Origin of the sequence: Brachybacterium sp. GU-2 (assembly GCF_030866705.2) — a bacterium.
GTDB lineage: Bacteria > Actinomycetota > Actinomycetes > Actinomycetales > Dermabacteraceae > Brachybacterium > Brachybacterium conglomeratum.
Window position 1 is genome coordinate 380,598 of the sequence record NZ_CP133037.2, and the last position, 24,861, is coordinate 405,458.

Consider the following 24,861-nt stretch of genomic DNA (forward strand, 5'->3'; position numbering starts at 1 on the left):
GACCATGGACCATCGAGAAGAGGTGAGCGACTTCCTGCGCACGCGCCGGGACCGGATCACGCCCTCCCAGGCGGGGATCCTCGGCGGCGCGCGTCGACGCGTGCCCGGGCTGCGCCGCGAGGAGGTCGCCGCGGCCACGGGGGTCAGCGTCGAGTACTACGCCCGGATCGAGCGCGGCGACCTGCGCGGCGTCTCCACGGAGGTGCTGGACGCGCTCGCTCGCACCCTGCTGCTGGACGAGGCGGAGACCGACCATCTCCACGACCTCGCGGAGGCCGCGGGGCCGCCGGCCCGTCGGCGCCCACGTCCGGCCGAGCAGCCCTTCCCCGACTCGCTGCAGCGCTTCGTCGACGCGGTCTCCGTGCCGGTGTGGGTGCGGGACCGGCGCATGGACGTGGTGGCGACGAATCCCGTCGGTCGCGCGCTGTACGCCCCGGTGCTCGAGGATCCCGCCGCGCGCGGGAACACGGCCCGCTTCGTCTTCTTCAGCCCCGCCTCGCGCACCTTCTTCCCCAACTGGGAGGACAACGCCACCGGCATCGTCGCGACGCTGCGCACCTACGCGGGTCAGTCCCCGCGCGACAAGCGGCTCAGCGACCTCATCGGCGAGCTCGCCACCCGCAGCGACGACTTCCGGGTGCGCTGGGCCGCGCACGACGTGCGCCACCACCGCACCGGTCTCAAGCGCATCCGCCACCCCGAGGTGGGGGACCTCGAGCTCGGCTACGAGGCGATGGACTTCCCCGCCCATCCCGACTGGTTCATGTTCGGGTACACCGCCGCGCCCGGCTCGCCGAGCGAGGAGCGGCTGCGGCTGCTGGGCAGCCTCGCGCAGGAGTCGGCCGACGGGGCCCGCACGTCCGCCGACGGGCGCACCGCCGCAGCCGGCTGACGGCAGTGCCGAGGACCGACCAAGGTCGGCCGGACGGGCGGCGATCGCGCCCCTGAACCAGCCCGACCGGCTCCCGCGGCTCAGGCTCACCCAGGCTCCGCGGGCGGTGCCGCCAAGCGCTTCGCCAGCGGGATCATGACGAGCCCGATCACGGTCAGCACCGCGCAGATCGCGAAGATGCCGCGCTGTCCCAGCAGCGGCAGCGCCCCGGCGGCGATGATCGGCCCGGACAGGATCGCGCCGACGCGCCTCGCGTTCATGAACAGTCCCGTGGACATCCCCGCCCCCGGGATCAGGTCCTGGAAGAGGGTCAGCCCGATCCCGGAGATCGCGGCGAAGCCGAGCGCGTTCGGGATCTGCAGCACGAGCAGCAGCACCGGCTCGGAGACCAGCACCAGCCCGGCGTAGTAGACGGCCGAGAGCACGGCGCCGACCGCGACCAGGGTCAGGTGCGAGATGCGGTCGCCGAGCCGCCCGATGATCATCAGCGCCGGCACCTCGAGCGCGGCGGCGACGCCGAGCACGATCCCCGCCCACATGACGCCGAGACCCACCGTCTCGGTGACGTACAGCGCCATGAACGTCATCGCCGTCGCATTCGTGGCCTGGAACAGCACGAACGCGCCGATGATCACGACGGTCGCGGTCCGGCTGCCGGGCGGCAGCGCGTGCGGGGAGCGGGCCGGCTCGGGCGCCTCCGCGGCGGCGGAGCGGTGCTGCCGCATCATCACCGCGGTCATCACAATGTTCACCACCGCGATCACCACCAGTGCCAGCAGGATGCCGCGTGCCCCGGCCCAGCCGATGATCGCGGTCGCGAGCGGCGGCCCGCCCATCCAGGCCGCGGAGATGATCGCGCGGGTGTCGACGATCGTGGAGGTGGCCGCGCCGACGTCCCGCAGATGGGCGAACAGCATCGTGGTGCCGAGCCCCGCCGGGCCGCCGAGGACCACCAGCGCCACCGTCGCGAGCGGCAGCGTGCTCACCGCGGCGAGCGCTGCGGCCAGCGCGATCGTCAGCACCGCGGCGGCCATCAGCATCGGCAGGTAGGTGCGGCGCCGGTCCGTCCAGGCGGGCAGCACGATCGAGGCGATGAAGCCGCCGGCGTTGTAGATCGCCAGCGACCAGCCGATGTCCGCAGTGGAGGCGTCGTACAGCGTGGCGAGGATCAGTGCGAGCGCGGGGCTCAGCAGCGAGGAGTGCAGTCCCCACAGCAGCGCCGCCGACGGCACGAGCAGGCGGGAGGCGAGGGGGCGCCGCGGGGCGTCTGAGGGCATGGAGATCCTTCATCGTTCGGAGGTCGAGCTCCCGGCACGCTATGCCGCCGCCGTCCTTGCCGGGAGGAACTGCCAGGGCACCCCTCGTGACTGCTGCTGTCCCTCGGTCATCCACGGGGCGGGAGAGCTGCCGCGTAGTCGGCGCCCCATCGGTTCATCGCCTCCACGACCGGAGCGCGGGCATGACCGAGCTCGGTGAGCTCGTAGTCGACCCGCGGCGGCACCGTCTCGCGGTCGGTGCGGGCCACGACGCCGTCTTGCAGAGGGTCTCGAGGGGTCATCGCGTTCCGAGTCGGTAGGAGCGGACGTGCCGCCACGGCTTCGGCGACGTGCGTCCCGCGAGCGCGGGACCGCTCCAGAGCTCCACATGATCGAGGCGGTCCTCGACGGGCAGATGCGCCGCGACCGCGTGCTCGGCCGCCAGGAGCTCGGACAGAGGGCGGTCATGTCCGATCGTCAGATGGGGCATGACGTCTTCGAGCGGGATCGCGCCGCCGTAGGGAGGGTGGTCGGGGAAGGCGGCGACGACCTGCTCGGTGAGTCTCCGGACCGGGGAGGCGTCGTCGAGCGCGATGTAGAGAACCTGTCCCCCGAACCACCCGGTCCGTCTACCCGCATACGAGATAGGAGGTTCATCGGCAAACAGTGCTTCCAGTCGATCGTGGTCCCGTGCGCGCAGGGCATCCAGGGGCACAAAGGGATGGAGCACGGTGAGGTGCGCGGGGATCCCATCGGCCGCCGCACTGTCGAGCCGTCGCCGATGTTCTGCGACAGCTCGCTCGGCGCCGGGAACCGGCAGCAGCAGCGCTGTCTCCTGCGGACCTCGCAGCTTCGACGCCGATCCTGCCGACGGACTCACAGCGTGATCTGGATCTTCACGTCCGTCGCCCGGCCCTCGAGGAAGCGCTCGAACGCCTGGACCGAGTCGTCGAAGGCGAAGGTCTCCGAGACGAAGGGGGAGAGGTCCACGGCCTCGCTCGCAGCGAGGTCGATCGCCTTCTGGTGCACGTTCGCGTAACGGAACACGGTCTCGAGCGAGATGCCGCGGCTCTGTGCGGTGGCGATGTCGAAGGGCACCGGATCCACCGGCATGCCCACCAAAACGATCCGCCCGCCCGGCGCGGGCAGCGACCACAGGGCCTTGTACGCGGGCGCGGCGCCGGTCGCCTCGAAGACGACCTGCGGGCCCCAGCCGCCGGTCGCGTCGCGCACCGTCTCGCCGAGGTCCTGCTGGGTGGCGTCGACGGTGACGATGCCGTCGATCCCGTCGAGCAGCGCGAGCTTCTCCGGCAGGACGTCGGAGATGAAGACGGTGCTGGCACCGCCGGCGAGCGCGGCGAGCGCGGTCATGATCCCGATCGTGCCGGCGCCGACCACGGCGGCGACGTCTCCGGGGGAGATCTCCGCCTTGGTCGCGGCGAACATGCCGACCGCGAAGGGCTCGATCAGCGCGCCCTCGGCGAAGCTCATCGACTCCGGGAGCTTGTAGGTGTAGGCGGCGGGGTGGAGCACCTCGTCGGCCAGGCAGCCGTGCACGGGCGGGGTCGCCCAGAACTCGACGCCCGGGTCGACGTTGTAGTTGCCCTCCTTGACCGCGCGGGAGGTGGGGTCCGGCACGCCCGGCTCCATGACCACACGGTCGCCGACGGCGAGATCCGTGACGCCCTCGCCGACCTCGAGGACGGTGCCGGCGCCCTCGTGGCCGAGGATCATCGGCGCCTCGACGACGAACGGGCCGATCTTCCCGTCGGTCCAGTAGTGCACGTCGGAGGCGCAGATGCCGACGGTGTGCATCGCGATCCTCACCTGGCCGGGGCCGGGAGCGCCGGGCGCCTCGACCTCCTCGATCGACATCCGGTTCTTCTCGTGCAGCACCAGCGCTCGCATCCCAGTCCTCTCCCTCGATGTGCGGTCCGTCTCATGATCGCAGAGGAGCGGCGGGGGAGGAGGGGACGTCCGACGGCATCGGGACCGGCACGGCCGACGGCGCCTGGAGTGCCGACCCATGTCGTCGACGGCGTCGATCGTTCCTCCACAACGGCTCCGGGTCCACAGGAACCGGGTGCCTCTGTCGCCGCAGGGGCGCTCTCCCTAGGGTCGAGAGGAGTGCACGACCAGGCAGTGAGCCGACGACCCGGACGGCGGGAGAGCCGCGAGGAGGTGGGGGAGATGGGCGAGTTCGAGCAGGACGCGCCGGAGCACGCGCGGCCTCGAGGCATCGAGGACGCGGGCTCCGCCGTCCCCGGCCGACGGTCCGCGACGCCCGCACACCCCGTCCTGCCGTCGCGCCTGCGCGCGGTGCACGAGGCCTCGCTCGAGGAGAGCCGCCGGCTCGCCGTGCGCTTCCGGGCCCTCGCCCCGTCGTTCCTCGACCCCGCGGAGGACGGGACCGACGAGGACGAGGCCGAGGCGGAGCTGCTCGCCGCGGCCCTCGCCCTGCGGTGCACCCGTGCCGTCGCCGCCAGGATCGTCCGCGATGCGCACCGCGCGGTCACCGAGCTGCCCCGCACCCTGGAACGTCTGGAGACCGGGGAGTTCCCGGCGGCCTGGTTCGAGAGGATCCTGCGGCGCACCCGGCACCTGACCGCGGCCCGGATGGAGGACGTGGACGCTGCCACCGTGCACTGGCCCGTCAGCCTCACCGCCGAGCAGTTCCAGCTGCGCCTCTCCCGCCTCCTCTCCCGGCTGGAGTCCCAGCAGGAGAGCCCTGCGCACATGACCCCGGAAGGCCGGCGCCGTGTGGAGCTGCTTCCGACCCGGGACGACGGGATCGGCTGCCTGCGCGTGATCGGGCCGGCACCGGAGATCCTCGACCTCGCCCGCCGGCTCGATGCCGCCGCCCGCGCGGTCCAGGCCGCCCAGCGCCGCGCCTTCGAGACCGGGGAGAGGATCCCCCTGGACCCGCGGGGCACCGCCGCCGAGACGGGGAAGGTCGCCTCCCTCGCCCTGCTCCAGTACGACCTGCTGGGAGGCGCCGCCCTCGACACCGACGGGATCCCGGTCCCGCGGCCCCGCTTCCGCCTCAACGTCACCGTTCCCGTCCTGACCCTGCTCGGCGGCTCCGAGGAGCCCGGCATGCTCGAGGGGACCATCCCGATCCCTCCCGCGATGGCCCGCGAGCTGGCCGGTCAGAGCACTACTTGGTACCGGGTGCTCACCGACCCGTGCACCGGCGCGTTCCTGCCCCTGCCGGCCGAGCGCTACACCCCGAACCGGGCGATGCTGGAGCATCTGCGACTGCGCAGCAGCACCTGCGCCGTGCCGGGCTGCACCCGCTCCACCTCCTGGGCCTCCGAGGCCGACCACATCGAGGAGTACTGCCACGAGGACCCCGAGCGCGGCGGCCTGACCGAGCTCGAGAACCTGCACCTGCTGTGCTGGCAGCACCACCGGGCGAAGACGGCCGGCCTGCTCGACCCCGCCCGCCTGCCCTGCACGCCCGGGCTGCCGGGACGGACCGCCTGGTCGATCCACGACCGGGTGAGCGTGATGGTCCGCGACGGCACCGACCTCGCGAGCCCGGCCATGACCAGGGAGCTCATGGACTCCTGGACGCGCTACGAGGCCGCACGCGAGGGTCGACGACGCTCGCTCGAGCGTCGGAAGGATCCACCGCCCGCACCGCCCCCGCCGTTCTGAGCCGGGCGGACGACTTCCTCATGCCTCTCGTCTGTCACACCCCTCCCCGAGGCTTCGTATGCACGTTCGAAGTCACGACCTGGGCGCCTTGAGTGCCACCTCGCCGAGGCGTACAGTTCGAACCCCTGTTCGAACACGTGTGCGAAGGAACGGCGAGGGCCGGAAGGAGGAGCGCGATGGGCACCGCCCTGCAGATCGAGGACCGCGAGGAGCGGCTGTCCCGGGCCCGGGCCGCGCTCGGGGCGGCCGAGCGCTCCGCCGCCCGCTGGGGCGGACGGATCGACCGCACCGCCCTGCAGCCCTCGGCGCGCCCCGTCTCCGAGGCCGAGGACGACGGGCTCGGCGCCCGCCTGCCGGTCCCGGGGCCGCTCCGGACGCTGTTCCCGCGCGGGAGCCTGCGCGCCGGCAGCTCCGTGGCGCTCGAGGGCGCCGCGAGCACCTCGCTGCTGCTGTCCCTCGCGGTCGCCGCGGCGGGGGAGGACTCCTGGTGCGCGATCGCCGGGATGCCCGATCTGGGGCTGCGCTCCGCGATGGATGCGGGCCTGGATCCCTGCCGCCTCGCCCTCGCCCCGGCGGACGGCGAGCAGCGGCCCCAGGTGCTCTCCGCCCTTGCCGACGGGGTGGGCGTGCTCGTGCTCGGCCCCGACCTGGACCTCGCCCCGGCGCTCTGGCGCAGCCTGCTGGGTCGGGCCCGCACCGCCGACACCCTCGTCCTCGCCGCCACCCCGCCCGGCCGCGCCGACCTCACGCTGCGCTCCACCGCTCGAGGATGGTCCGGCCTCGGCCAGGGCTCGGGACGACTGCGTCGGCGCCGTCTCGAGATCACCGCCGAGGGCCGCGGCATCGCCGGTCACCGGTCGGCCGAGGTGCTGCTGCCGCAGGTGGACGGGATGCTCGCAGCGGTTCCCGCCGGTGCGGCGGCGGGGGCTGCGGCCCGTCCGGCGGCGGTCTCGGAGCGGCGTCCGGCGATGCAGCTCCTGCCGAGCGTGCGGAGGGCCGGGTGATGAGCGTGCACGCCCCCGCCGACCTCCACGCCCCCGCCGCGGCCGGCCCCGCTGCTGTCGATGCCGCCACCGTCCGGGCGACCCGCACCGTCGCCGTGACCGTCCCGGACTGGCCGCTGCTGGCCGCGCTGGACCGCCACCAGCGACGCCTCGAGGCCGCCGCAGGGGAGGAGGACGCCCCCGCGCCGGCCCCGCTCGATCTCGCCGCCGTCCCGGTGATCCTGCTCGACCAGCACCGCGTCACCCATGCCGGCGCCGCCGCCCTCGAGGCCGGGGTGCGCCCGGGGATGACGCGCCGCGCCGCCCGGGCTGCCTATCCCGAGGCGCTCGTGCTGGAGGCCGACCGTGAGCAGGAGACCGCGCTGTTCGAGCTGGTCGCCGCCGCGGTGGACACGATCGCGGCCGGGGTGGACGTGCTGCGCCCCGGGGTGCTGCTGATGTCCGCCCGAGGGCCGGCCCGCCACCAGGGCGGGGAGGAGCGCCTCGCCGAGCGGATCCTCGACGCGGTCGCCGACCTCACCGGCTGGGACTGCGCCGTCGGGATCGCCGACGGTCCCTTCGCCGCACTGCTCGCCTCCGGGCCGGGCAGGATCGTGCACGAGGGCCGCAGCGCCGACTACCTCGCCCCGCACCCGATCCAGGCCCTGCGCAGCGCCCCCGTCGGCCCCGGCTGGGGCCATCGCGGTCAGCCCTCGGCCGCCCGCCCCGAACGACGCCTCGACCTCGCCGAGACGGTCGACCTGCTGCAGCGGCTCGGGATCACGACCCTCGGCGATCTCGCCGCACTGCCCTCGGCCGCGGTCGCCGACCGCTTCGGCCCGGACGTCGCGACGCTGCACCTGCTCGCGCGCGGGCAGGAGCCCGCGCCGCCCGCCGCGCACCATCCCACCCAGCCGCTGCTGGCCGAGACGACGCTGGAGACCCCGCTGGTGCGCACCGACCAGGCGGCCTTCATCGCGCGCCCGCTGGCCGAGCAGCTGCACGCGATGCTGGTCGAACGAGGGCTGGTGTGCACCAGGCTGCGGATCGTGGCCCGCACCGAGGGCGGCGAGGAGATGGAGCGCACCTGGCGGCATGACGGGGCGCTGACCGTCGCCGACGTCGTGGACCGCATCCGCTGGCAGTGCGACGGATGGATCACCCGGGCGCGGCTCGGCGGTCCTGCGACCGGGGCGATCACCCGGATCGGGCTGCACCCTCTGCAGCTGGCCCCGGCGGGGGAGAACGCGCCCGCGCTGTGGGGCAGCGCCGGGGAGGCGGCGCAGCGGGCCTCCCGTGCGCTCGCCCGCGCGCAGGGCCTGGCGGGGGAGGAGGCGGTGCAGGTCCCGGCCCTCGTCGGGGAAGGCTGCTGGCCGACGAGGTCGCCCTGGTGCCCTGGCGCAGCGAGAAGCCTGCACGGCGCGAGGGTCCCTGGCCCGGCGCCCTGCCCCGCCCGGTGCCCGCGACCGTGTTCCGCGACCCGCCCGCGGTGCGGCTCGAGGACGCCGCGGGCCGTCCCGTCGTGGTCACCGCCCGTGGCCTGCTGAGTGGCGCGCCGGCCCGCCTGCTCGTCCTCGCCCCGGGCGCGCCGGCGCTGCAGCGGGCCGGGCTGCGCGCCGGCTCCGGCTGCCAGGTGCTCGCCCATGCCGCTCCCGTCGTGCTCGACGAGCGCTGGTGGGCGCGGAATGGCCGACGGGCCGCACGCCTGCAGCTCGTGGTGCGCGGAGCGAGCGCCGAGGAGGTCGCCGTGCTCGCCCTGTCCCGGGCGGGGGAGTGGACGCTGGAGGGGCTCTATGACTAGCGCGACGTACTGCGAGGAACGAGCGGCAGGAGCGCAGTCCGACGGCACCGCTGGCGCGACGTGCCGCGAGGAACGAGCGGCAGGAGCGCAGTCCGACGGCACCGCTGGCGCGACGTGCCGCGAGGGACGAGCGGCAGGAGCGCGGGCAGAGGGGGCCGGGACTGGAACCCGGGACCTCTTGAGTGTCAAAATAATGGAGGATATCCTCCGTTATATGAGAACCGAAGCGCCGCTGCTCGCTCCTATCTTCCGCTCGGACGGCCAGGCTCGTCTGCTGTCCGCCCTCATGCTCGACGACGAAGAGCGGAGTCTCACTCAGCTCGCCGAGCAGACCGGGCTGGCGTATCCCTCCGTCCATCGGGAATCCGCCCGTCTGCTGCAGGCGGGGATCCTGACCGAGCGCCAGGCAGGACGCACACGTCTGCTCCGCGCCGACCCGGACAGCCCCCTCGTCGCCCCCCTGCGGGAGATCCTCCTCATCACCACCGGGCCCGTTCCGCTGTTGAAGGACGAGCTCTCCCGGATCCACGGGATCGAGAGCGCATTCCTCCACGGCTCCTTCGCCGCACGGATGCGACGGGTGGACGGTCCTGCTCCGAACGACATTGATCTCATGATCATCGGGACCCCGGACCCCGATGCGGTGTACGACGCCTGCGGACGGGTCGAGGAGATCGTGCACCGCCCGGTCAATCCCACCATCACCACCCGCAGCGAGTTCGATCGCGACTCGGGATTCCACACCCGGGTGCGGAACAGTCCCACCGTCCCCGTCCTTGGAGAGCTGCCATGGCCTTGACCCCGCTCGACCCGGACCAGGAGCAGTCAGTGCGCGCTCTCGTGGCCGTGCGCCGACTGGAACAGGTGCCCGTCGACCTGCGGCGTGCAGAGCTGTTCCTGGAGAAGGCCCGTCGTCGTCTCGCGGACCTCGACAACCTCAGCTGGGCGGAGAGTCGATACAACCTCGCCTACGACGCCGCACATGACGTCGGAGAAGCGCTGCTGGCCGCCTACGGGTACCGGACGACCAACGGACCGGGACAGCACGAGGCGCTGGGACGCTTCCTGAGGGCAGTGCTGACCACGCCTCCAGGGCAGTCAGGGGCACGACGATTCGATCAGATGCGCCGTGCACGCAACCAGCTGCGCTACGAGGCCGCCAGCGTCGGGGACGCGGATGCCGACGTGGCGAGCAGGGCGGCTCGGGCGCTGCACGACGGCGCGGCAGCGCGGGGCGTCTGACCATGGCCCGCTGGTTCCTGGGCCCGCCCGCGTGGAAGGACCTCGAGGCGGTCCTCTCGGACCGTCCTGCCGAGCTGGTCTCCCCGCCGATCGTCGTCGAGCACACCGGGAAGCAGGCGGAGGATCCGTACCGTCCTGCCCGTCACGTCGAGTACGCGGAGCTGCACGCCCACTCCCACTTCAGCTTCCTCGACGGCGCCTCGAGCCCCGAGGACATGGCCATCCAGGCGGCCCGGCTCGGGCTCGGCGCGATCGCGCTGGTGGACCACGACGGGCTGCCCGGTGTGGTGCAGGCGGCGAAGGCCGCGGCCGAGGCGGGGATCGCGACCGTGTTCGGCGCCGAGCTGACCCTCGGCCTCGAGCCCGGGGCCGAGACCGCGAGCAGCACCCCCGTGATCTCCGCACCCCGCACCGGAACGCCCGACCCCGAGGGGGAGCACCTGCTGGTGCTGGTGCGGGACGAGACCGGGTACCGCCGCCTCTCCGCCGCGATCGCCCGCGCCCACTTGGGCAGCGGGCAGAAGGCCGCACCCCGCTACCGTCTCGCCGAGCTGTCGCGGATCGCCCGGGAGGGGCACTGGCTGATCCTCACCGGCTGCCGCAAGGGCGCCGTGACCCGGGCCGCGAGCGCGCGCCTGGCCGAGGGCGACCTCGAGGGCGCCGCGCATGCCGCCGCGGAGCAGATCGCGCGCCTGGTGGAGCTGTTCGGTCCCGGGAACGTCGCCGTCGAGCTGATCGTCGGCGGCGGGGGAGAGGCCGACGAGCTCCACGACGCGCTCGCCCAGGGCGCCCGCCTGGTGCGCGAGTCGCACGGGCTGGACGCGGTCTCGCTGCCGCTGGTGGCGAGCACGAACGCGCACTACGCCCGCCCCTCGGACAAGCGCCTGGCCGACACCCACGCCGCCCTGCGCGCCGGAGGGTCGCTGGAGAGCGCCGACCCCCATCTCACCTCCCGCCCCGCGCACCTGCGCAGCGGGGAGGAGATGGCGCAGCTGCTGCCCCGCTATCCCGCCGCGATCGCGCAGGCGGCGCAGCTGGGCCGCGACTGCGCCCTGGACCTGCGCCTGCTCGCCCCAGATCTGCCGCCCTTCCCCGTCCCCGCCGGGCACGACGAGGCGAGTTGGCTGGTGGAGCTGGTGGAGATCGAGGGGCGCGAGCGCTACGGGCCGCGGCCCGCACCGGGCCGTCCCGAGAAGATCCCCGGGGCGTGGGCGCAGATCGACCACGAGCTGAAGGTCATCACCGACCTGCACTTCCCCGGCTACTTCCTGATCGTCCACGAGCTCGTCGACTTCTGCGCGGGGGAGGGGATCCTCGCCCAGGGCCGCGGCTCCGCCGCCAACAGCGCGGTCTGCTACGCGCTGGGGATCACGGCGGTCGAACCCGTCGGCCACGAGCTGCTGTTCGAGCGGTTCCTGGCCCCGGAGCGGGACGGCCCGCCGGACATCGACATCGACATCGCCTCGGACCGCCGGGAGGAGGTGATCCAGCACGTCTACGAGCGCTACGGGAGGGAGAACGCCGCGCAGGTCGCCAACGTCATCACCTACCGGGCGAAGCTCGCGGTGCGCGACGCGGCGAGGGCGCTCGGCTACGACCCCGGCGCGCAGGACGGCTTCGCCAAGCGGATCGAGCGCTCCTTCTCCTCGCTGAAGGACGCGGACGTGCCGGAGGACGTGGTCGCCCTCGCCCAGCAGCTGCGGGACGCACCGCGCCACCTCGGCATCCACTCCGGCGGGATGGTCCTCGCCGACCGGCCCGTGATCGAGGTGTGCCCGGTGCAGTGGGCGGCGATGGCGGACCGCTCCGTGCTGCAGTGGGACAAGGACGACTGCGCCGACGCGGGCCTGGTGAAGTTCGACCTGCTGGGCCTGGGGATGCTCACGGCGCTCGACCATGCGCTGAAGATCGTCGCCGAGCACCACGGTCAGCACTTCGAGCTGCGCACCCTGCCGCAGGAGGACCCGGCCGTCTACGACATGCTCTGCGCCGGGGACAGCGTGGGCGTCTTCCAGGTCGAGTCCCGCGCCCAGATCTCCACCCTGCCCCGGCTGAAGCCGCGGGTGTTCTACGACCTCGTCGTCGAGGTGGCGCTGATCCGGCCCGGCCCCATCCAGGGCGGGTCCGTCCACCCCTACATCCGCCGCCGCGCCGGCGAGGAAGAGGTCACCTACCTGCATCCGAAGCTGAAGAAGTCCCTGGGACGCACGCTCGGGATCCCGCTGTTCCAGGAGCAGCTGATGCAGATGGTGGTCGACGTCGCCGATTTCACCCCCGCCCAGGCCGACCAGCTGCGCCGCGCCATGGGCTCCAAGCGCTCCACCCAGAAGATGCTCGAGCTGTCCGATGCGCTGTTCGAGGGGATGGCCCGCCACGGCATCACCGGGGAGGACGCCGAGGCGATCCACCGCAAGCTCCTCGCCTTCGCCAACTACGGCTTCCCCGAGTCGCACGCCTACTCCTTCGCGTATCTCGTCTACGCGAGCTCCTATCTCAAGTGCCACTATCCGGCCGCGTTCACCGCCGCGCTGCTGCGCTCCCAGCCGATGGGCTTCTACTCCCCGCAGTCCCTGGTCGCCGACGCGAGGCGCCACGGCGTGCTCACCCACGGCCCGGATGTGCTCGCCTCCCGCGCCCGCACCGACCTCGAGACCGACGCCGAGCACGTCGGCTACCGGATCGAGGCCCCGGGGGAGCAGGTGCAGGGGGAGCGGGCCGCGAGCGGCCCCGCGATCCGGCTGGGCCTGGACCAGGTGCGCGGCATCTCCACCGAGACCGCCGAGCAGATCGTCGCCGAGCGGGAGCGCGGCGGCCCCTTCGCCTCCGTCCCGAACCTCGCGCGGAGGGTGCGGCTCACCGCCCGTCAGCTCGAGGCGCTCGCGACCGCGGGGGCGCTGGACCGCCTCGCGAGCTCGCGCCGGCAGGCACTGTGGGCGGCGGGCGCCGCCGCGCAGGAGTCCCCGGACACGCTCCCGCACCTCGCCGTCGGCGCCGAGGCGCCGATGCTGCCGGGGATGAGCGATGCGGAGCTCGCCACCGCCGACGCCTGGGCCACCGGGATCACCCTCGCGGACCATCCGATGGCGCTGGTGCGGGAGCGGATGACGGCCGACGGGGTGCTCTCGATCACCGGCACCCGGGAGGCGGAGGACTCCAGCCGGATCCGGGTCGCCGGGGTGATCACGCACCGTCAGCGCCCCGCGACCGCCGGGAACGTCACCTTTCTCAGTCTCGAGGACGAGACCGGGATCCTCAACGTCGTCTGCTCGCAGGGGTTCTGGGTGCGGCACCGGGCGCTGCTGCGCACCGCGCGCGCGATCGTGCTGCGCGGCATCGTCGAGAACCGCACCGGGGCGGTGAACCTCGTCGCCGACGCGGTGGAGCCCCTGGACCTGGCCGCGGCGGGCCGGTCCAGGGACTTCCAGTAGGCGGGGTCAGGCCGCGGCGGGCGCCGCGCCGACGATGCTCACGTGCGAGGAGCGTCGGGCGAGCCGCGCCCCGCGCGAGGCCGCGAAGGTCACCACGAGCGAGACCGCTGCCCAGGCGAGGATCGCCAGCAGGGTCCCGGTGGTGCTGACCAGGGTGCCGCCGAGCGCGGAGTGGACCAGTCCCTGGGTGACGATCGACAGCGGCATCAGCGAGCCGACCGACTGCAGCAGCTCGGGCGCGGTCTCCATCGGCACGATCCCCACCAGGGTCACCACCTGCAGCACCATCAGCAGGATCGAGGCGATCCGGCCGATCCGGTCGCCGAGCGCCGTCAGCAGCGCCTGGTGCAGGGCCGCGAACATGACGGCCCCGGCGAAGGCCACCACCCCCACGGACACCGGCGAGACCGGGGAGATCCCGATCGCGGTGAGCACGGCGAGCACCGCGACGGTCTGCACCACCGCGATCAGCAGCGCCGGGGCGAGGGAGCGCAGCACCACCTTCCACATCGGCAGCGCCCGGTCCAGCAGGCGGCGGGACAGGCCCGGCAGCAGCAGGAAGGTGCCGAAGGCGCCCAGCCACAGCGCGAGCGCGGTGACGAAGGGGAAGGTCGCGGTGTCCGCTCCGTTCGCCTCGTTCTGACGCTCCGCCTCGGTGCCGACGGGGGCGGCGGCCATCTCGCTCATCCGCTGCCGCTCGGACTCGCTGTAGGAGGGCACGCCGTCGGCGCCCTCGCGCAGACCGCCCGCCAGCTCGTCGCTGCCCTCGGCGAGCTCGCCGCTTCCCTCGGCCAGCTCGTCGGTGCCGTCGGCGAGCTCGCCCGCTCCGTCGGCGAGCTGCTCGCTGCCGTCGGCGAGCTGGTCCGCGCCGGTGCCGAGCTGACCCGCACCGAGCGCGAGCTCCTCGTTCCCAGCGGCGAGCTCGGAGGCGCCGTCGGCGCTGGCGCGAGTGCCCTCGGCGAGCTGGTCGGCACCCTCGGCGAGCTGGTCGACGCCGGTCGCGTACTCGGTGAGCCCGTCGCGCAGACCGGTCACGCCCGTGACGAGCTCGCCGGCGCCGTCGGCGCTGGCGCGGGCACCGGTGGCGAGCTGGTTCGCGGACTCGGTGAGGCCCGGGTTCTGGGCGGTGCCGTCCCCGGCGAAGGCCGTCTCGATCCCCTCGGCGTAGGTGACCATGCCCCCGGTGCCCTGGACGAGGCCGGGCTGCTGATCGGTGCCGTTGATGCCGTCCGCGATCTGCTGCACGCCGTCGGCGGCGGCGGTCGCGCCCTCGCCGACGCCCTGGGCGGTGGCGGCGAGGCCCGGGTTCTGCGCGGTGCCGTCGCCGTCGACGACGGCGTGCAGGCCCGAGCGGGCCTCGTCGACGCCGGCCACGTAGCCGGACATTCCCTCGACCGACCGAGACATTCCCTCGCCCTGCTGGCACAGCGCCACGGCCTGCGGATCATCGGGGTACCGCGCGGCAAGGTCGCAGGCGTTCGCCTGCATGGAGCCGGCCGCAGGAGCGTCGGCGGAGCCGTCCCCGACGGCGAGGGCCTTCATCCCCGGGTTCTCCGCGGTGCCGTCGCCCTCGACCAGGGTCGTCATGCCCGGCCCGTTCTCGTCGCCGTCCACGATCGCGTCGAGGCCGGTCGCGGCCTCGCCGACGCCGTCGGCATAGGCGACCACGCCCTCGGCGCCCTGGGCGAGGCCGGGCTGGTCCTCGGTGCCGCGGAGCCCGTCGGCCGCCTGCTGGGCGCCCTGGCCGAGCTCGGTCACGCCCTGGTCCACCTGGCGCGCCGTGGGGGCGAGTCCGGGGTTCTCCTCGGTGCCGTCGCCGGTGACCGCGGTGCCCGTCTGGGAGACGCCGCCGGCGAACTGCTCGAGGCCGGTGGCGAGCTGGTCGGCGCCGGCCTCGAGGCCGGGATTCTCGGCGGTGCCGTCGCCCTCGACCCCGGCGGCGAGCTGCTCGACGCCGGTGAGCAGGCCCGGCTGCCCCTCGGTGCCGCGCATCCCGGTCTGCAGCTCCCCGATGCCGCCGGCGAGCTCCTCGGTCCCGGTGGCGAGGTCGTCGAGCCCGTCGGCGAGGGTGCGGGTGCCGTCGGCGGCCTGCCAGGTGCCGTCCGCGAAGGTCCACACCCCGCCGGAGAACTCGCGCGCCCCCTCGGCGGCCTGCGTGGTGCCGTCGGCCAGATCGCGCGTGCCGCCCGCGAGCTCGTCAGTGCCCTCGGCGAGCTCGGAGGTGCCGCCGGCGAGCTCCTCGGCGCCGTCGGCCGCATCGGAGAAGCCGTCGCCGAGGTCGTTGAAGCCCACGTAGAGCTGGTCGAGGTACTGCTCCGCCATCTGGCCGCCCATGGTGTTCGCCGAGGCCTCGGCGACGGCGGTGCCCACCAGGGCGTTGATCTGGCCGCTCGCGTCGTTGGTGGTGACCTCGAGGATCGCCCGGGACGCCTCGGGCGTGCCGAGGGTGGCGAGGTGCTTCGAGAAGTCCTTCGGGATGACGACGACGGCCGAGTAGCTGCCGTCCTTCAGCCCCTCCTCGGCGTCCTCCTGGCTGGTCAGCTGCCAGTCGAAGCCGGTGGTCTCCGGGGCGTCCTGCCCTTCGACGGTGCCGGGCTGGGTGAGGGAGCCGGCGAGCAGGCGGCCGAAGGGCACGGTCTGCGTCTCTCCGTCCGCGTCGGTCACCTCCGCGCCTTCGTCGAGGTTGACCACGGCGGCGGGCACGGCGTCGAGCCGGTCCACGCGGCCGCTGAGCGCCCACATGCCCAGCGCCGCCACGAGCAGGGGCAGCACCAGGACGACGATCAGCGTGCGGGGGTGGGCGAGGCGCTTCATGCGAGGGCTCCTTCGGGGGTCTGGGCGGTGGAGCGCTGGACGGCGAGGGCGAGCAGGCGGCGCGGGTCGCGCAGGGTGGCGTGGAGTCGCCGTTCGGCGGTGGTCACCCCGGCGGAGCGGGAGCCGACGACGACGGTGGCGCCGCGGGCGAGGAGCGCGTCGAGGCGCTCGACGAGGGTGTCGTCGATCGCGGCGGCGGCATGGACGAGGTCCTCGAGCTCCTCGATGACGATCACCGCGCGGTCGGCGCTGCGGCCGTCGATCTCGCCGAGGCGGCGCGCGACGGGGGCGTCGACCGGGATCCAGTGCGCGCGGGCCTGCACGGCTCCCAGGTCGTCGGGGGAGAGGCGGTCGTGGACGGCGAGGACGCCGGACGTGGGGGAGACCCGCCCCGCGACGAGGCCGAGGAAGGTCGCGCGGGCGGCGTCGTCCGGGGCGCGGACGACCAGCAGCGTGCCGGGGGTGACCGCGCCGGTGAGCGGGCCGAGCGTCCCCTTCTCGCCGAGCAGCGGGGCGACGGTCTCCTCGAGGCGCAGCGAGTGCACGCCGTGCTCCTCGGTCCAGCGACGGTGCTCGAGCACCCCGGCCAGGCCCTCGCCCTCGACGTCGACGGTGGGCAGGAGGCGGTCGAGCCAGCGCGGCAGCCACCAGGCGTGCCGGCCCAGCAGCGCGAGCACGGCGGGCACGAAGGTCATCCGCACCACGAAGGCGTCCACCAGCACGCCCACGGCGAGCGCCACCGCGATCGGCTGCAGCATGAACCAGCCCGAGGTCACGAAGCCCGCGAACACCGAGACCATGATCAGCGCGGCGGCGGTGACGACGGGGGCGTTGGCGGTGAAGCCGCGCTCGATCGAGTGCTTCGCGTCGCCGGTGTGCACGAACTCCTCGCGCATGCGGGAGACGAGGAAGACCTCGTAGTCCATCGCGAGCCCGAACAGCACGCCCATCACCATGATCGGCATGAAGGAGACCACCGGCCCGTTGACGTCCACGAACAGCGGACCGTTGAACCAGCCGTACTCGAACACCATCGAGGTGACGCCGAACGCCGCGGCGACCGAGAAGAGATAGCCGACTGACGCCTTCAGCGGCACCCACAGGGAGCGGAAGACGAGGGTCAGCAGGATCAGGGACAGGCCGACGACGAAGAGCGCGAAGGGCAGCAGCGCGGCGGAGAGCTTGTCGGTGACGTCGATGCCGATCGCGGTCGCGCCGGTGACGGTGACGTCGGAGATCGAGAGGTCCTGCTCCCAGCCGTCGGCGCTGTCGCGCAGATCGGCGACGAGGTCCTTGGTGGACTGCTCGGTGGGTCCGCCCTCGGGGATCACGACCACCACGGCCATGTCGGCGCCCTGGTTGGGGGTCGCCAGCTGGATCTCCTTGACGTGGTCGAGCTCGGAGATGTCGCTCTCGAGCTCGTCGACGACGGCGAGCGGATCGGTGGTGTTGATGATGTCGGCGGTGACCAGCAGCGGGCCGTTGTAGCCGGGGCCGAACTCCTCGGAGACGAGGTCGTAGGTGTCGCGCGCATCGGTGCCGATCGGCTCGGTGCCCAGGTCCGGCAGGGCCAGCTCGAGGTCCTTGATCGGGATCGCGAGTGCGCCGACGCCGATCACGACCGCCAGGATCGTCAGCGCGGGCACCTTGGTCACCAGGCGCACCCAGGTGCGGCCGAAGGAGCGGCGGGGGCGCTGCGCGGGGTCCGGCTCGGGCAGGGCGCCCTCGTTCTCGGCCATCAGGCGCCGGGTCCCGCGGGGCCGCAGCCGCTCGCCGAGGATGCCCATCAGCGCCGGCAGCATGGTCAGCGCCACCACGACGGACAGCGCCACCGTCGCGGCCGCGGCGACGCCCATCACGGTGAGGAAGGGGATGCCGGTGATGAACAGGCCCACCAGCGCGATGATCACGGTGAGGCCGGCGAAGATGACGGCGCTGCCGGAGGTGGCCAGGGACTTGCCGATCGACTCGTGCACGTCGTCGCCCTGGGCGAGCTGGTCGCGGTGGCGGGAGAGGATGAACAGGGCGTAGTCGATGCCGACGGCGAGGCCGAGCATGGCGCCCAGCGCGGTGGTGACCGAGGGGATGTCCACCCCGGCGGAGAGCGCGACCAGCGCCAGCATCGACACGCCCACGCCGACGATCGCGGTGACGATCGGGATGAAGGCAGGGATCAGCGAGCGGAAGACGATCGCGAGGATGATCAGGGCGGCGATGATGCCGAAGACCTCGCCGGCGCCGAAGGGCACCTCCGCGCTCTGCAGCACCTGCCCGCCGAGGTGCGTCTCCAGGCTCGGCCTGCCCGCCTCCTCCACGAGCGAGCGGATCTCCTCGACGGAGCTCTCGGGGAAGGCGCCGGTCTGCCCCTCCATCTGGAACTGGGCGATGATCGCGGTGTCGTCGTCGGTGCGCGTGCCGGGGGAGAGGTCGTCGAAGGGGGAGGGGGCGGCCGCGACGCCCTCGACCTCGGCGATGTCCTCCATGAGCGCGTCGATCTCGTCCTGGTGCTCGTCGACGCTCGAGCCGTCCTCGGTCACCAGCACGACCTGCCCGGCGGTGCCGCCCATCTCGGGGAAGCGGTTGGCGAGGGTGTCGATGCCGCGCTGCCCCTCGGTGCCGGGGATCTCGATGTCGGCGGTGAAGGTGCCGCCGAGGCCGACGGCGAGGCCGCCGACGATCACCAGCAGTGCGACCCAGGCGCCGACGATCTTCCAGCGCAGGGAGGCCATCAGACGGCCCAGACGGTACAGGGACGAGGACACGCGGCCTCCAGGACGATCTCGGCACGAGGGCGACGACGGACCCCTGCTCGAGACGTCCGCGAATTCGATACGAAGATGTATCGATGGGATACTATCGGTCCCGCCGCACCCCCTTCAAACGGCGTCACCGCGTGAGACGCCTCTCGCCGCGCTTCCGAGGAGCCATGACCGATCTGTTCGAGCCGCTGCCCGAGTCCGCGGGCACGCGGCGCAAGGAGAACACCCGTGCCAAGCTCGTGCGCGCCTCGCTGGACGTCTTCGTCGAGAAGGGCATCGACGGCGCGACCGTCGACGACCTGGTGAAGGCGGCCGGCTTCACGCGCGGCGCCTTCTACTCGAGCTTCTCGAGCAAGGAGGAGGTGTTCATCGCCCTGTTCGACGAGGTGACCGCCGAGCTCATGGCGATCGCGAACAGCTCCGTGGAGAGCGCGGTCGCGGACGTCGAGGCGGACGAGAGCTGCTCCATCCTCGAGGCCGACGACGCGCAGGTGATGCTCGCGGTGTTCGAGGGGATCCGCCCCTTCGGCCGCCAGTGGTACCTGCTGTACTCCGACGCGATCGCCCGCTCCCTGCGCGACGAGACCCTTCGCGCGGAGCTCGCCGGGCAGCGGGAGCGGATGCGGAACCAGATCGGGGCGCTCCTGGCCACACGCCTGGCGGCCTCGGGGGAGCGGGCGCTGCTGCCCGTCGAGGACCTCGCCGAGCTGCTGATGGGCATCTTCATCGACCTGCTCGTGCGCGAGCAGCTGGAAGGACGGGACGTCACCCAGCTCGCGGCGACCACGATCCTGGGCACCCTGCGGGCCTTCATCGCCCCGAAGTCGGACTGACCGCTTCGCAGCACTGCGCACCTTCCGCCCGTTTCGCCAAGACACGCCGGAACGGGAGCGGGCGGTGGCGCGCCCCCGGCGAACCCCTCTACGGTGAATGCGGTGTGACCCCCGTCGCACTCTTCCTCGCAGTGCAGCTGTCCCTTCCCCAGGAGCTTCCCCATGTCGCCCTACCGTCCCCGCCATCTCGCCCCTCCGGCCCCGACCGCCCCCGCCTCGAGAGCTTCGCGCCGCAGTGTGCTGCGCGGGGGAGCGCTCGGCGCCATGGCGCTCGGCACCGGCACCGCCGCCCTCGCCGCACCCGCCGCGCAGGCCGCCGGCATCTACGGCCAGGACGTCTCCGGCTGGCAGGGGGAGGTCGACTGGGCCGCCCAGGCCGCGACCGGATCCCGCTTCGCCTACGTCAAGGCCACCGAGGGCCGCTCCTACCGCAGCCCCGCGTTCTCCCACCAGTACTCCGGCGCCGGCGACGCAGGGCTCGTGCGCGGCGGCTACCACTTCGCCCGGCCGGACTCCGGTGGCCCCGAGGAGCAGGTGGACTTCTTCCTGAACAATGGCGGCGGCTGGACCGGCGACGGGATCACGCTGCCGGGCATGGTCGACTTCGAGGCCTACTCCGGGCTCCCGCGGGACTACGGGCTCGGCCAGCAGGAGATGCGGGACTGGATCTCCGCCTTCTCGATCCGCTACCGGGACCAGGCCGGCCGCCGCCCGGTGATCTACACCAACCTGCACTGGTGGAACGACGTGGTGGGGGACTGGACCCCGGCGAACTCGCCGCTCTTCCTCGCCTCCTACAGCTCCTCCCGCCCCAGCACCCTGCCGGGCCGCTGGTGGGGCTGGGAGCTGTGGCAGTACTCCGACTCCGGCCCCTTCGCCGGCGACTCCAACCTCTGGTACGGCAGCGAGAGCCAGTTCGAGAGCTTCGTCGCCGACGCGGACTACGACGCCGTGGGCATCTGACCCGGCCGATACCCGGGATTTCGCCGTCGGGCGAGTCGCCCTCCGCACCGGCGCCGCCCCGCCGGTCCTCCGACCGGCCGGGGCGGCGCCGTGCTGTGTACCCTTCCCCGGTGACTGCTGAACAGAACCGCACCGCCCCCGCCGTCCCACCGTCTGGACGCCCGGCCGGCGCCGTCTACGCCGACCGGGGCTCCTCCCACTTCGACATCCTCCTGGCCGCCATGGTCACGGTCGTGATCCTCTCCGGCATCGGAGCCGCCAAGGGAGTCAGCTTCGGCGACGTGCCCGGCACGGGATTCGAGATCATCACCGACGGCGGCTTCTTCCTCTTCCCCCTCGCCTACGTGCTCGGCGACATCATCACCGAGCTGTACGGCCCCCGCAGCGCCCGCCGCGCCATCCTCACCTCCTTCGCCGTGAGCATCCTCGCCTCGCTCAGCTACCAGGTGATCATCGCGCTGCCGCCCTTCCCCGACGAGTACGGCCTCGCCAAGCAGGAGGCCCTCGAGCTCGCGCTCGGGCCGGTCTGGATCGTCGTGCTCGCCGGTCTCGCCGGCTTCCTCGCCGGTCAGACCCTGAACTCCCTGGTCGTCTCCCGCATGAAGCGCCGGATGGGGGAGCGGGGCCTGATCGCGCGACTGTTCACCTCGAGCGGCCTGGGCGAGCTCGTGGACACCATCATCTTCTGCGCCATCGCCTCGGTCGCGATCGGCATCACCACCTTCGAGCAGTACGTGGAGTACACCGTGCTCGGCGTGCTCTACAAGGTGCTCGTCCAGTACGCGATGATCCCGGTGACCTCCGCGGTGATCCGCTGGCTGAAGCGCACGGACCCCACCTATCAGCGCCGGCTGGCCGAGCAGGGGACGGGCGCGTCCTGAGCGACCGTCCCGGGCCGCACGGTGGACCGCGGCGATCGTCGGCCCCGGAGGCCCGAACTCGCGGGTCCTCGCCGAGAGGCGCATCGGCCGGCCGACCTGGGGCCCTCGTCCCGCCCGACGAAGGTCGCGGGCGGTGCCCGACGGCTCGACGATGGTCGGCCGCGGCGCCGACGAAGCGGCACTTCCTCGGCGGCGCGGAGGCGTGGAGGGTGGTCCCATGACCACGACGAACACCTCCTCGCCCCCGCCCCGCGATCCCGTCGGCCGGGTCCCGTCCGCCGCGGCCCCGTCGGCCGCCGGCCCGCCGGCCGCCGAGCCGTCGGGCGCCGCGCCGTCGGGCGCTCCCGTCGCCGCTGATACGGCACCCCGTCCCGCCGCTGCACCCGGTTCCGCCAGCGCACCCCGCTCGGGCCTCGATCCGGAGCGTCCCTTCGGCGCGCACCTGCGCCTGGCCTGGTGGAAGCCGCTGCTGATCATCCCCGGCCTGCTCGTGGCGATGGTCGTGCTCCAGACCGTGCTGACGCTGATCGTCGTCCTCGTGGAGATGGCGGCCTTCGGGCGCGACCCGATGGACGCGACCATCAGCCCGCTGATGATGGCCATGATGAACCTCAGCCTCGCCGCCATGGGACCGCTGGCGATCCTGGTCACCGCGCTGGTGGCGCGCGTGCCCTGGCGCTGGCTGATCGCCTCGCCACGGCGGGCGAGCCTGCGTCGCGGCCTGGTGTACGCCGGAGCGTTCTCGGCGCTCGTCGGCGTGGCGCTCGCGCTCACCGCCCTGATCGACCCGTCGGCCGCGGGGATCGGGCAGTTCGCCATCACCTCGACCACGATCGGGCTGGTCCTGGTCGCACTGCTGACCACCCCGCTGCAGGCGGCAGGGGAGGAGCTCCTGTTCCGCGGGGCGATGATGCCGCTTTTCGCCTCCTGGGTCCGAGCGGTCAGGCCCGCGCTCGTCCTCGGCATGATCGCCTCGAGCATCGTCTTCGGCCTCGTGCACATGTCGGTGGATCCGTGGCTGCTGAGCTACTACGCGGTCTTCGGGCTGTGCATGGCGGCGATGGCCGTGATCAGCCGCGGCCTCGAGGCGCCGATCGCCTTCCACGTGATGAACAACCTGATCATGATGGTCGTCGGTGCGCTCTTCGCCGGGGGCGGCGGCATCGTCATCGACCGCAGCGTGGGGATGGGCGGGCCGTTCATGCTCGTGTTCATCGTGGTGGACCTCGTGGCCGTCGGCCTGGTGTGGCTGTACGAGCGGTCACAGCGTCCCTAGGATGGTGCGGTCGAGCCGGGCGGGATCCCTGTGATCTCCTCCCGGCTCGTCGTCTGCCCGTCCCCTGAAGGAGCACCGTGGCCCCCGCCGCCGACGACATCCCCCGCGAGGATCCCGCCCAGGACCCTCGCCCCGAGCCGACCACCTCCACCGGCCCGGTTCCCACCTCCACCGGTTCCCTCCCCACGGTCACCGGATCGATCCCCACCATCACCGGCGCGATCCCCGTCCTCGAGGACCCGGCCGATCACGAGCTCGCGCACCTGCCCGACGAGGAGCAGCTGAGTCGAACCCGCGCGAAGGTCACCGTGATGGTGATCGTCGTGCTGACCACGCTGAGCGCGATCGGCCCGCTCGCGACCGACATGTACATCCCCGCCTTCCCGGAGGTCGCGGGGGAGCTGGGCACCACCGCCTCGCGGATGCAGCTGACGATCACCGCGTTCTTCCTCGGCACCGCGAGCGGCCAGATCGTCGCGGGTCCGCTCTCGGACCGCATGGGGCGGCGGGGCCCGCTGCTGATCGGCATCATCCTGTGCCTGCTCGCCTCGATCGGCTGCGCGATGGCGCCCTCGGTCGAGGTGCTGCTGGTACTTCGCGTGCTGCAGGGAATCGGCGGCGGCTTCGGGATGGTGCTGGGCCGCGCGGTGCTGATCGACATGACCGACGGCCCCGAGCTGTTCCGGATCATGAACATCATGCAGGGCGTCGGCGGCGTCGCCCCGATCGTCGCCCCGCTCCTGGGCGGGATCATCCTGGTGTTCGGGCAGTGGCGCGAGATCTTCGTGGTCATCGCGGTGATGTCGCTGATCTCGCTGATCGGCGTGCTCTTCCTGATCCCGGAGTCGCTGCCGGTCTCCCGGCGCCACTCGGGCGGCTTCCGCACCTTCCTGCGCAACTGCCGCACCCTGCTGGGCCGACGGATCTTCGTCGCGTACATGCTGGTCAACGCGTTCTCGGCCTTCGCGCTGATGGCGTACGTCTCCGCCTCGTCCTTCGTGGCGCAGGAGATGCTGGGCTTCTCCTCGAGCGAGTACTCGATCAGCTTCGCGATCAACTCGATGGGCATGATGGCGATGTCGCTGCTCTCGGCGCGGCTGACCCGCACCATCCATCCGCGCAGGCTGATCCGCGTCGGCCTGATCGTGGTGTCGCTGGCGAGCTTCTCGCTGCTGATCGGGAGCCTGTTCCTGGACACCCCGGCATGGATCGTGCTGCCGGCGTTCTTCTTCACCGTCGCACCGCAGGGCATGATCTTCGGCAACGGCGGCGCTCTCGCCTCCGACCAGGCGCGGGAGTTCGCCGGGACCGGCTCGGCGATGCTGGGGCTCGGCTTCTCCTTCGCGGCATCGATCGCGGCGCCGCTGGTGGGCGTGGCCGGCACGCACGCGTCGCTGCCGATGGCGATCGCGATGGTGTGCGGCGTGATGATCTCCGGCGCCTTCTTCATCATGGCGGGACGGGGGAGCGGCGCCGACACCGGAAGGATGCCCGGCGAGGCCTGAGCTCTGCCCGCCGCTGATCCCGCGCATGCTCCCGGATTCACCCCTTTGCGCATGGCGCACGTCACAGCGAGAATGCAGGGGAGCGGTCCCAGGGCTTGAGTGCAGGCACTCCAGGGCCTCTGACCCGCACGGACGTACCAGTCGTGCTGACGGAGCTTCGGACGGAGTGAGCATGAACGAGACGTGGCAGCGGATCCGACGACGGCTCAGCCCGGGCGGAACACCGTCTCTGCCCGAGCTGTACCCGGGTGAGAAAGGAGTCGACTCCATCGAGATCGCGCATGACGCAGACTCCGCCGGCCTCGACGTCCCCGGCCCGAAGGATGAGTTCCTGGACAGCGGTCGGATAGTCCTCGCAGCATCGGACGATGTCGAGGGTGACCGCTGAGGTCGGCGATCCTGACCCACCGAGTGCTGTATGCGGATCGTCAACAGCACGCGATGGCCGTCCAGACGCAGCACTCGGCCTTCCCGCGGTGCAGCAGGGTGCCGAGCTGTCGGGCGCTGCGACTGCACGACACCACGCCGGTGCGACGCGACGCTCGCAGTCGCACCCACCCGTTGAGGC

Annotated in this window: 19 protein-coding genes; 13 read left to right on the forward strand and 6 right to left on the reverse strand. The window is 72.9% G+C overall.

What is annotated here, in order from left to right; all coding sequences use genetic code 11:
* Nucleotides 1–4 precede the first annotated feature (4 nt).
* Nucleotides 5–892 carry a helix-turn-helix domain-containing protein gene (locus tag RBL05_RS01845; RefSeq protein ID WP_308740789.1) on the forward strand — a complete coding sequence of 296 codons (888 nt, stop codon included), beginning with the start codon at nucleotides 5–7 and terminating at the stop codon, nucleotides 890–892.
* A gap of 86 nt (nucleotides 893–978) precedes the next feature.
* Here RBL05_RS01845 and RBL05_RS01850 read toward each other — a convergent pair whose 3' ends face one another.
* The 4 genes from RBL05_RS01850 to RBL05_RS01865 form a co-directional block, all read right to left on the reverse strand.
* Entirely contained in the window at nucleotides 979–2,169 is a 1,191-nt protein-coding gene (locus tag RBL05_RS01850) for an MFS transporter (RefSeq protein ID WP_308740788.1), read from the reverse strand.
* Nucleotides 2,170–2,276: 107 nt separating this feature from the next.
* Nucleotides 2,277–2,417: a winged helix-turn-helix transcriptional regulator gene (locus RBL05_RS01855; protein WP_308740787.1), complete on the reverse strand. Its 141-nt coding sequence runs from the start codon at nucleotides 2,415–2,417 to the stop codon at nucleotides 2,277–2,279.
* A 29-nt stretch (nucleotides 2,418–2,446) separates the two neighbouring features.
* Nucleotides 2,447–3,028, reverse strand: coding sequence for a 2'-5' RNA ligase family protein (locus RBL05_RS01860; protein ID WP_308740786.1), 582 nt, complete (start codon nucleotides 3,026–3,028; stop codon nucleotides 2,447–2,449).
* Complete coding sequence (locus RBL05_RS01865) at nucleotides 3,025–4,056, reverse strand: NAD(P)-dependent alcohol dehydrogenase (protein ID WP_308740785.1); 1,032 nt, start codon at nucleotides 4,054–4,056, stop codon at nucleotides 3,025–3,027. The genes RBL05_RS01860 and RBL05_RS01865 overlap by 4 nt, the downstream gene beginning before the upstream one ends.
* A gap of 282 nt (nucleotides 4,057–4,338) precedes the next feature.
* On the opposite strand from RBL05_RS01865, the gene RBL05_RS01870 reads away from it, so the two are divergent.
* The 7 genes from RBL05_RS01870 to RBL05_RS01900 all read left to right on the forward strand — a co-directional run bounded on the left by RBL05_RS01870 (nucleotide 4,339) and on the right by RBL05_RS01900 (nucleotide 13,262).
* Nucleotides 4,339–5,808 carry an HNH endonuclease signature motif containing protein gene (locus tag RBL05_RS01870; RefSeq protein ID WP_318604032.1) on the forward strand — a complete coding sequence of 490 codons (1,470 nt, stop codon included), beginning with the start codon at nucleotides 4,339–4,341 and terminating at the stop codon, nucleotides 5,806–5,808.
* A 176-nt stretch (nucleotides 5,809–5,984) separates the two neighbouring features.
* Nucleotides 5,985–6,812 (forward strand): hypothetical protein, encoded by an 828-nt coding sequence (locus RBL05_RS01875; RefSeq protein WP_126985591.1) that lies wholly within the window; start codon nucleotides 5,985–5,987, stop codon nucleotides 6,810–6,812.
* Entirely contained in the window at nucleotides 6,812–8,338 is a 1,527-nt protein-coding gene (locus RBL05_RS01880; RefSeq protein WP_318604034.1) for a DNA polymerase Y family protein, read from the forward strand. The genes RBL05_RS01875 and RBL05_RS01880 overlap by 1 nt, the downstream gene beginning before the upstream one ends.
* Complete coding sequence (locus RBL05_RS01885; RefSeq protein WP_308740782.1) at nucleotides 8,314–8,592, forward strand: hypothetical protein; 279 nt, start codon at nucleotides 8,314–8,316, stop codon at nucleotides 8,590–8,592. The genes RBL05_RS01880 and RBL05_RS01885 overlap by 25 nt, the downstream gene beginning before the upstream one ends.
* Before the next feature lie 214 nt (nucleotides 8,593–8,806).
* A complete protein-coding gene (locus RBL05_RS01890; protein ID WP_062950913.1) occupies nucleotides 8,807–9,391 on the forward strand; it encodes a winged helix-turn-helix domain-containing protein in 585 nt (194 codons plus the stop codon).
* The gene (locus tag RBL05_RS01895; protein WP_308740781.1) at nucleotides 9,382–9,834 is read left to right on the forward strand and encodes a hypothetical protein; all 453 of its coding nucleotides are present in this window, start codon (nucleotides 9,382–9,384) and stop codon (nucleotides 9,832–9,834) included. Before RBL05_RS01890 ends, RBL05_RS01895 begins: the two co-directional genes overlap by 10 nt.
* Before the next feature lie 2 nt (nucleotides 9,835–9,836).
* Nucleotides 9,837–13,262, forward strand: coding sequence for an error-prone DNA polymerase (locus RBL05_RS01900; RefSeq protein WP_308740780.1), 3,426 nt, complete (start codon nucleotides 9,837–9,839; stop codon nucleotides 13,260–13,262).
* A gap of 6 nt (nucleotides 13,263–13,268) precedes the next feature.
* Here the strand turns inward: RBL05_RS01900 and RBL05_RS01905 are convergent, their stop codons facing one another.
* Together RBL05_RS01905 and RBL05_RS01910 are read right to left on the reverse strand one after the other, a co-directional pair.
* Nucleotides 13,269–16,076, reverse strand: a complete 2,808-nt coding sequence (locus RBL05_RS01905) for a YhgE/Pip domain-containing protein (protein WP_308740779.1) — start codon at nucleotides 16,074–16,076, stop codon at nucleotides 13,269–13,271.
* The gene (locus RBL05_RS01910) at nucleotides 16,073–18,838 is read right to left on the reverse strand and encodes an MMPL family transporter (protein WP_308740778.1); all 2,766 of its coding nucleotides are present in this window, start codon (nucleotides 18,836–18,838) and stop codon (nucleotides 16,073–16,075) included. Before RBL05_RS01910 ends, RBL05_RS01905 begins: the two co-directional genes overlap by 4 nt.
* A gap of 164 nt (nucleotides 18,839–19,002) precedes the next feature.
* On the opposite strand from RBL05_RS01910, the gene RBL05_RS01915 reads away from it, so the two are divergent.
* From RBL05_RS01915 to RBL05_RS01935, 5 genes are all read left to right on the forward strand, one after another.
* A complete protein-coding gene (locus tag RBL05_RS01915; RefSeq protein WP_308740777.1) occupies nucleotides 19,003–19,668 on the forward strand; it encodes a TetR/AcrR family transcriptional regulator in 666 nt (221 codons plus the stop codon).
* A gap of 162 nt (nucleotides 19,669–19,830) precedes the next feature.
* Nucleotides 19,831–20,631 (forward strand): GH25 family lysozyme, encoded by an 801-nt coding sequence (locus RBL05_RS01920; RefSeq protein WP_308740776.1) that lies wholly within the window; start codon nucleotides 19,831–19,833, stop codon nucleotides 20,629–20,631.
* 110 nt (nucleotides 20,632–20,741) lie between these two features.
* Entirely contained in the window at nucleotides 20,742–21,512 is a 771-nt protein-coding gene (locus tag RBL05_RS01925; RefSeq protein WP_308740775.1) for a queuosine precursor transporter, read from the forward strand.
* Between the two features lie 217 nt (nucleotides 21,513–21,729).
* On the forward strand, nucleotides 21,730–22,788 hold the full coding sequence (locus RBL05_RS01930; protein ID WP_308740774.1) for a CPBP family intramembrane glutamic endopeptidase: 1,059 nt from the start codon (nucleotides 21,730–21,732) through the stop codon (nucleotides 22,786–22,788).
* 77 nt (nucleotides 22,789–22,865) lie between these two features.
* The gene (locus tag RBL05_RS01935; RefSeq protein ID WP_308740773.1) at nucleotides 22,866–24,293 is read left to right on the forward strand and encodes a multidrug effflux MFS transporter; all 1,428 of its coding nucleotides are present in this window, start codon (nucleotides 22,866–22,868) and stop codon (nucleotides 24,291–24,293) included.
* The last annotated feature ends 568 nt before the right edge of the window (nucleotides 24,294–24,861 follow it).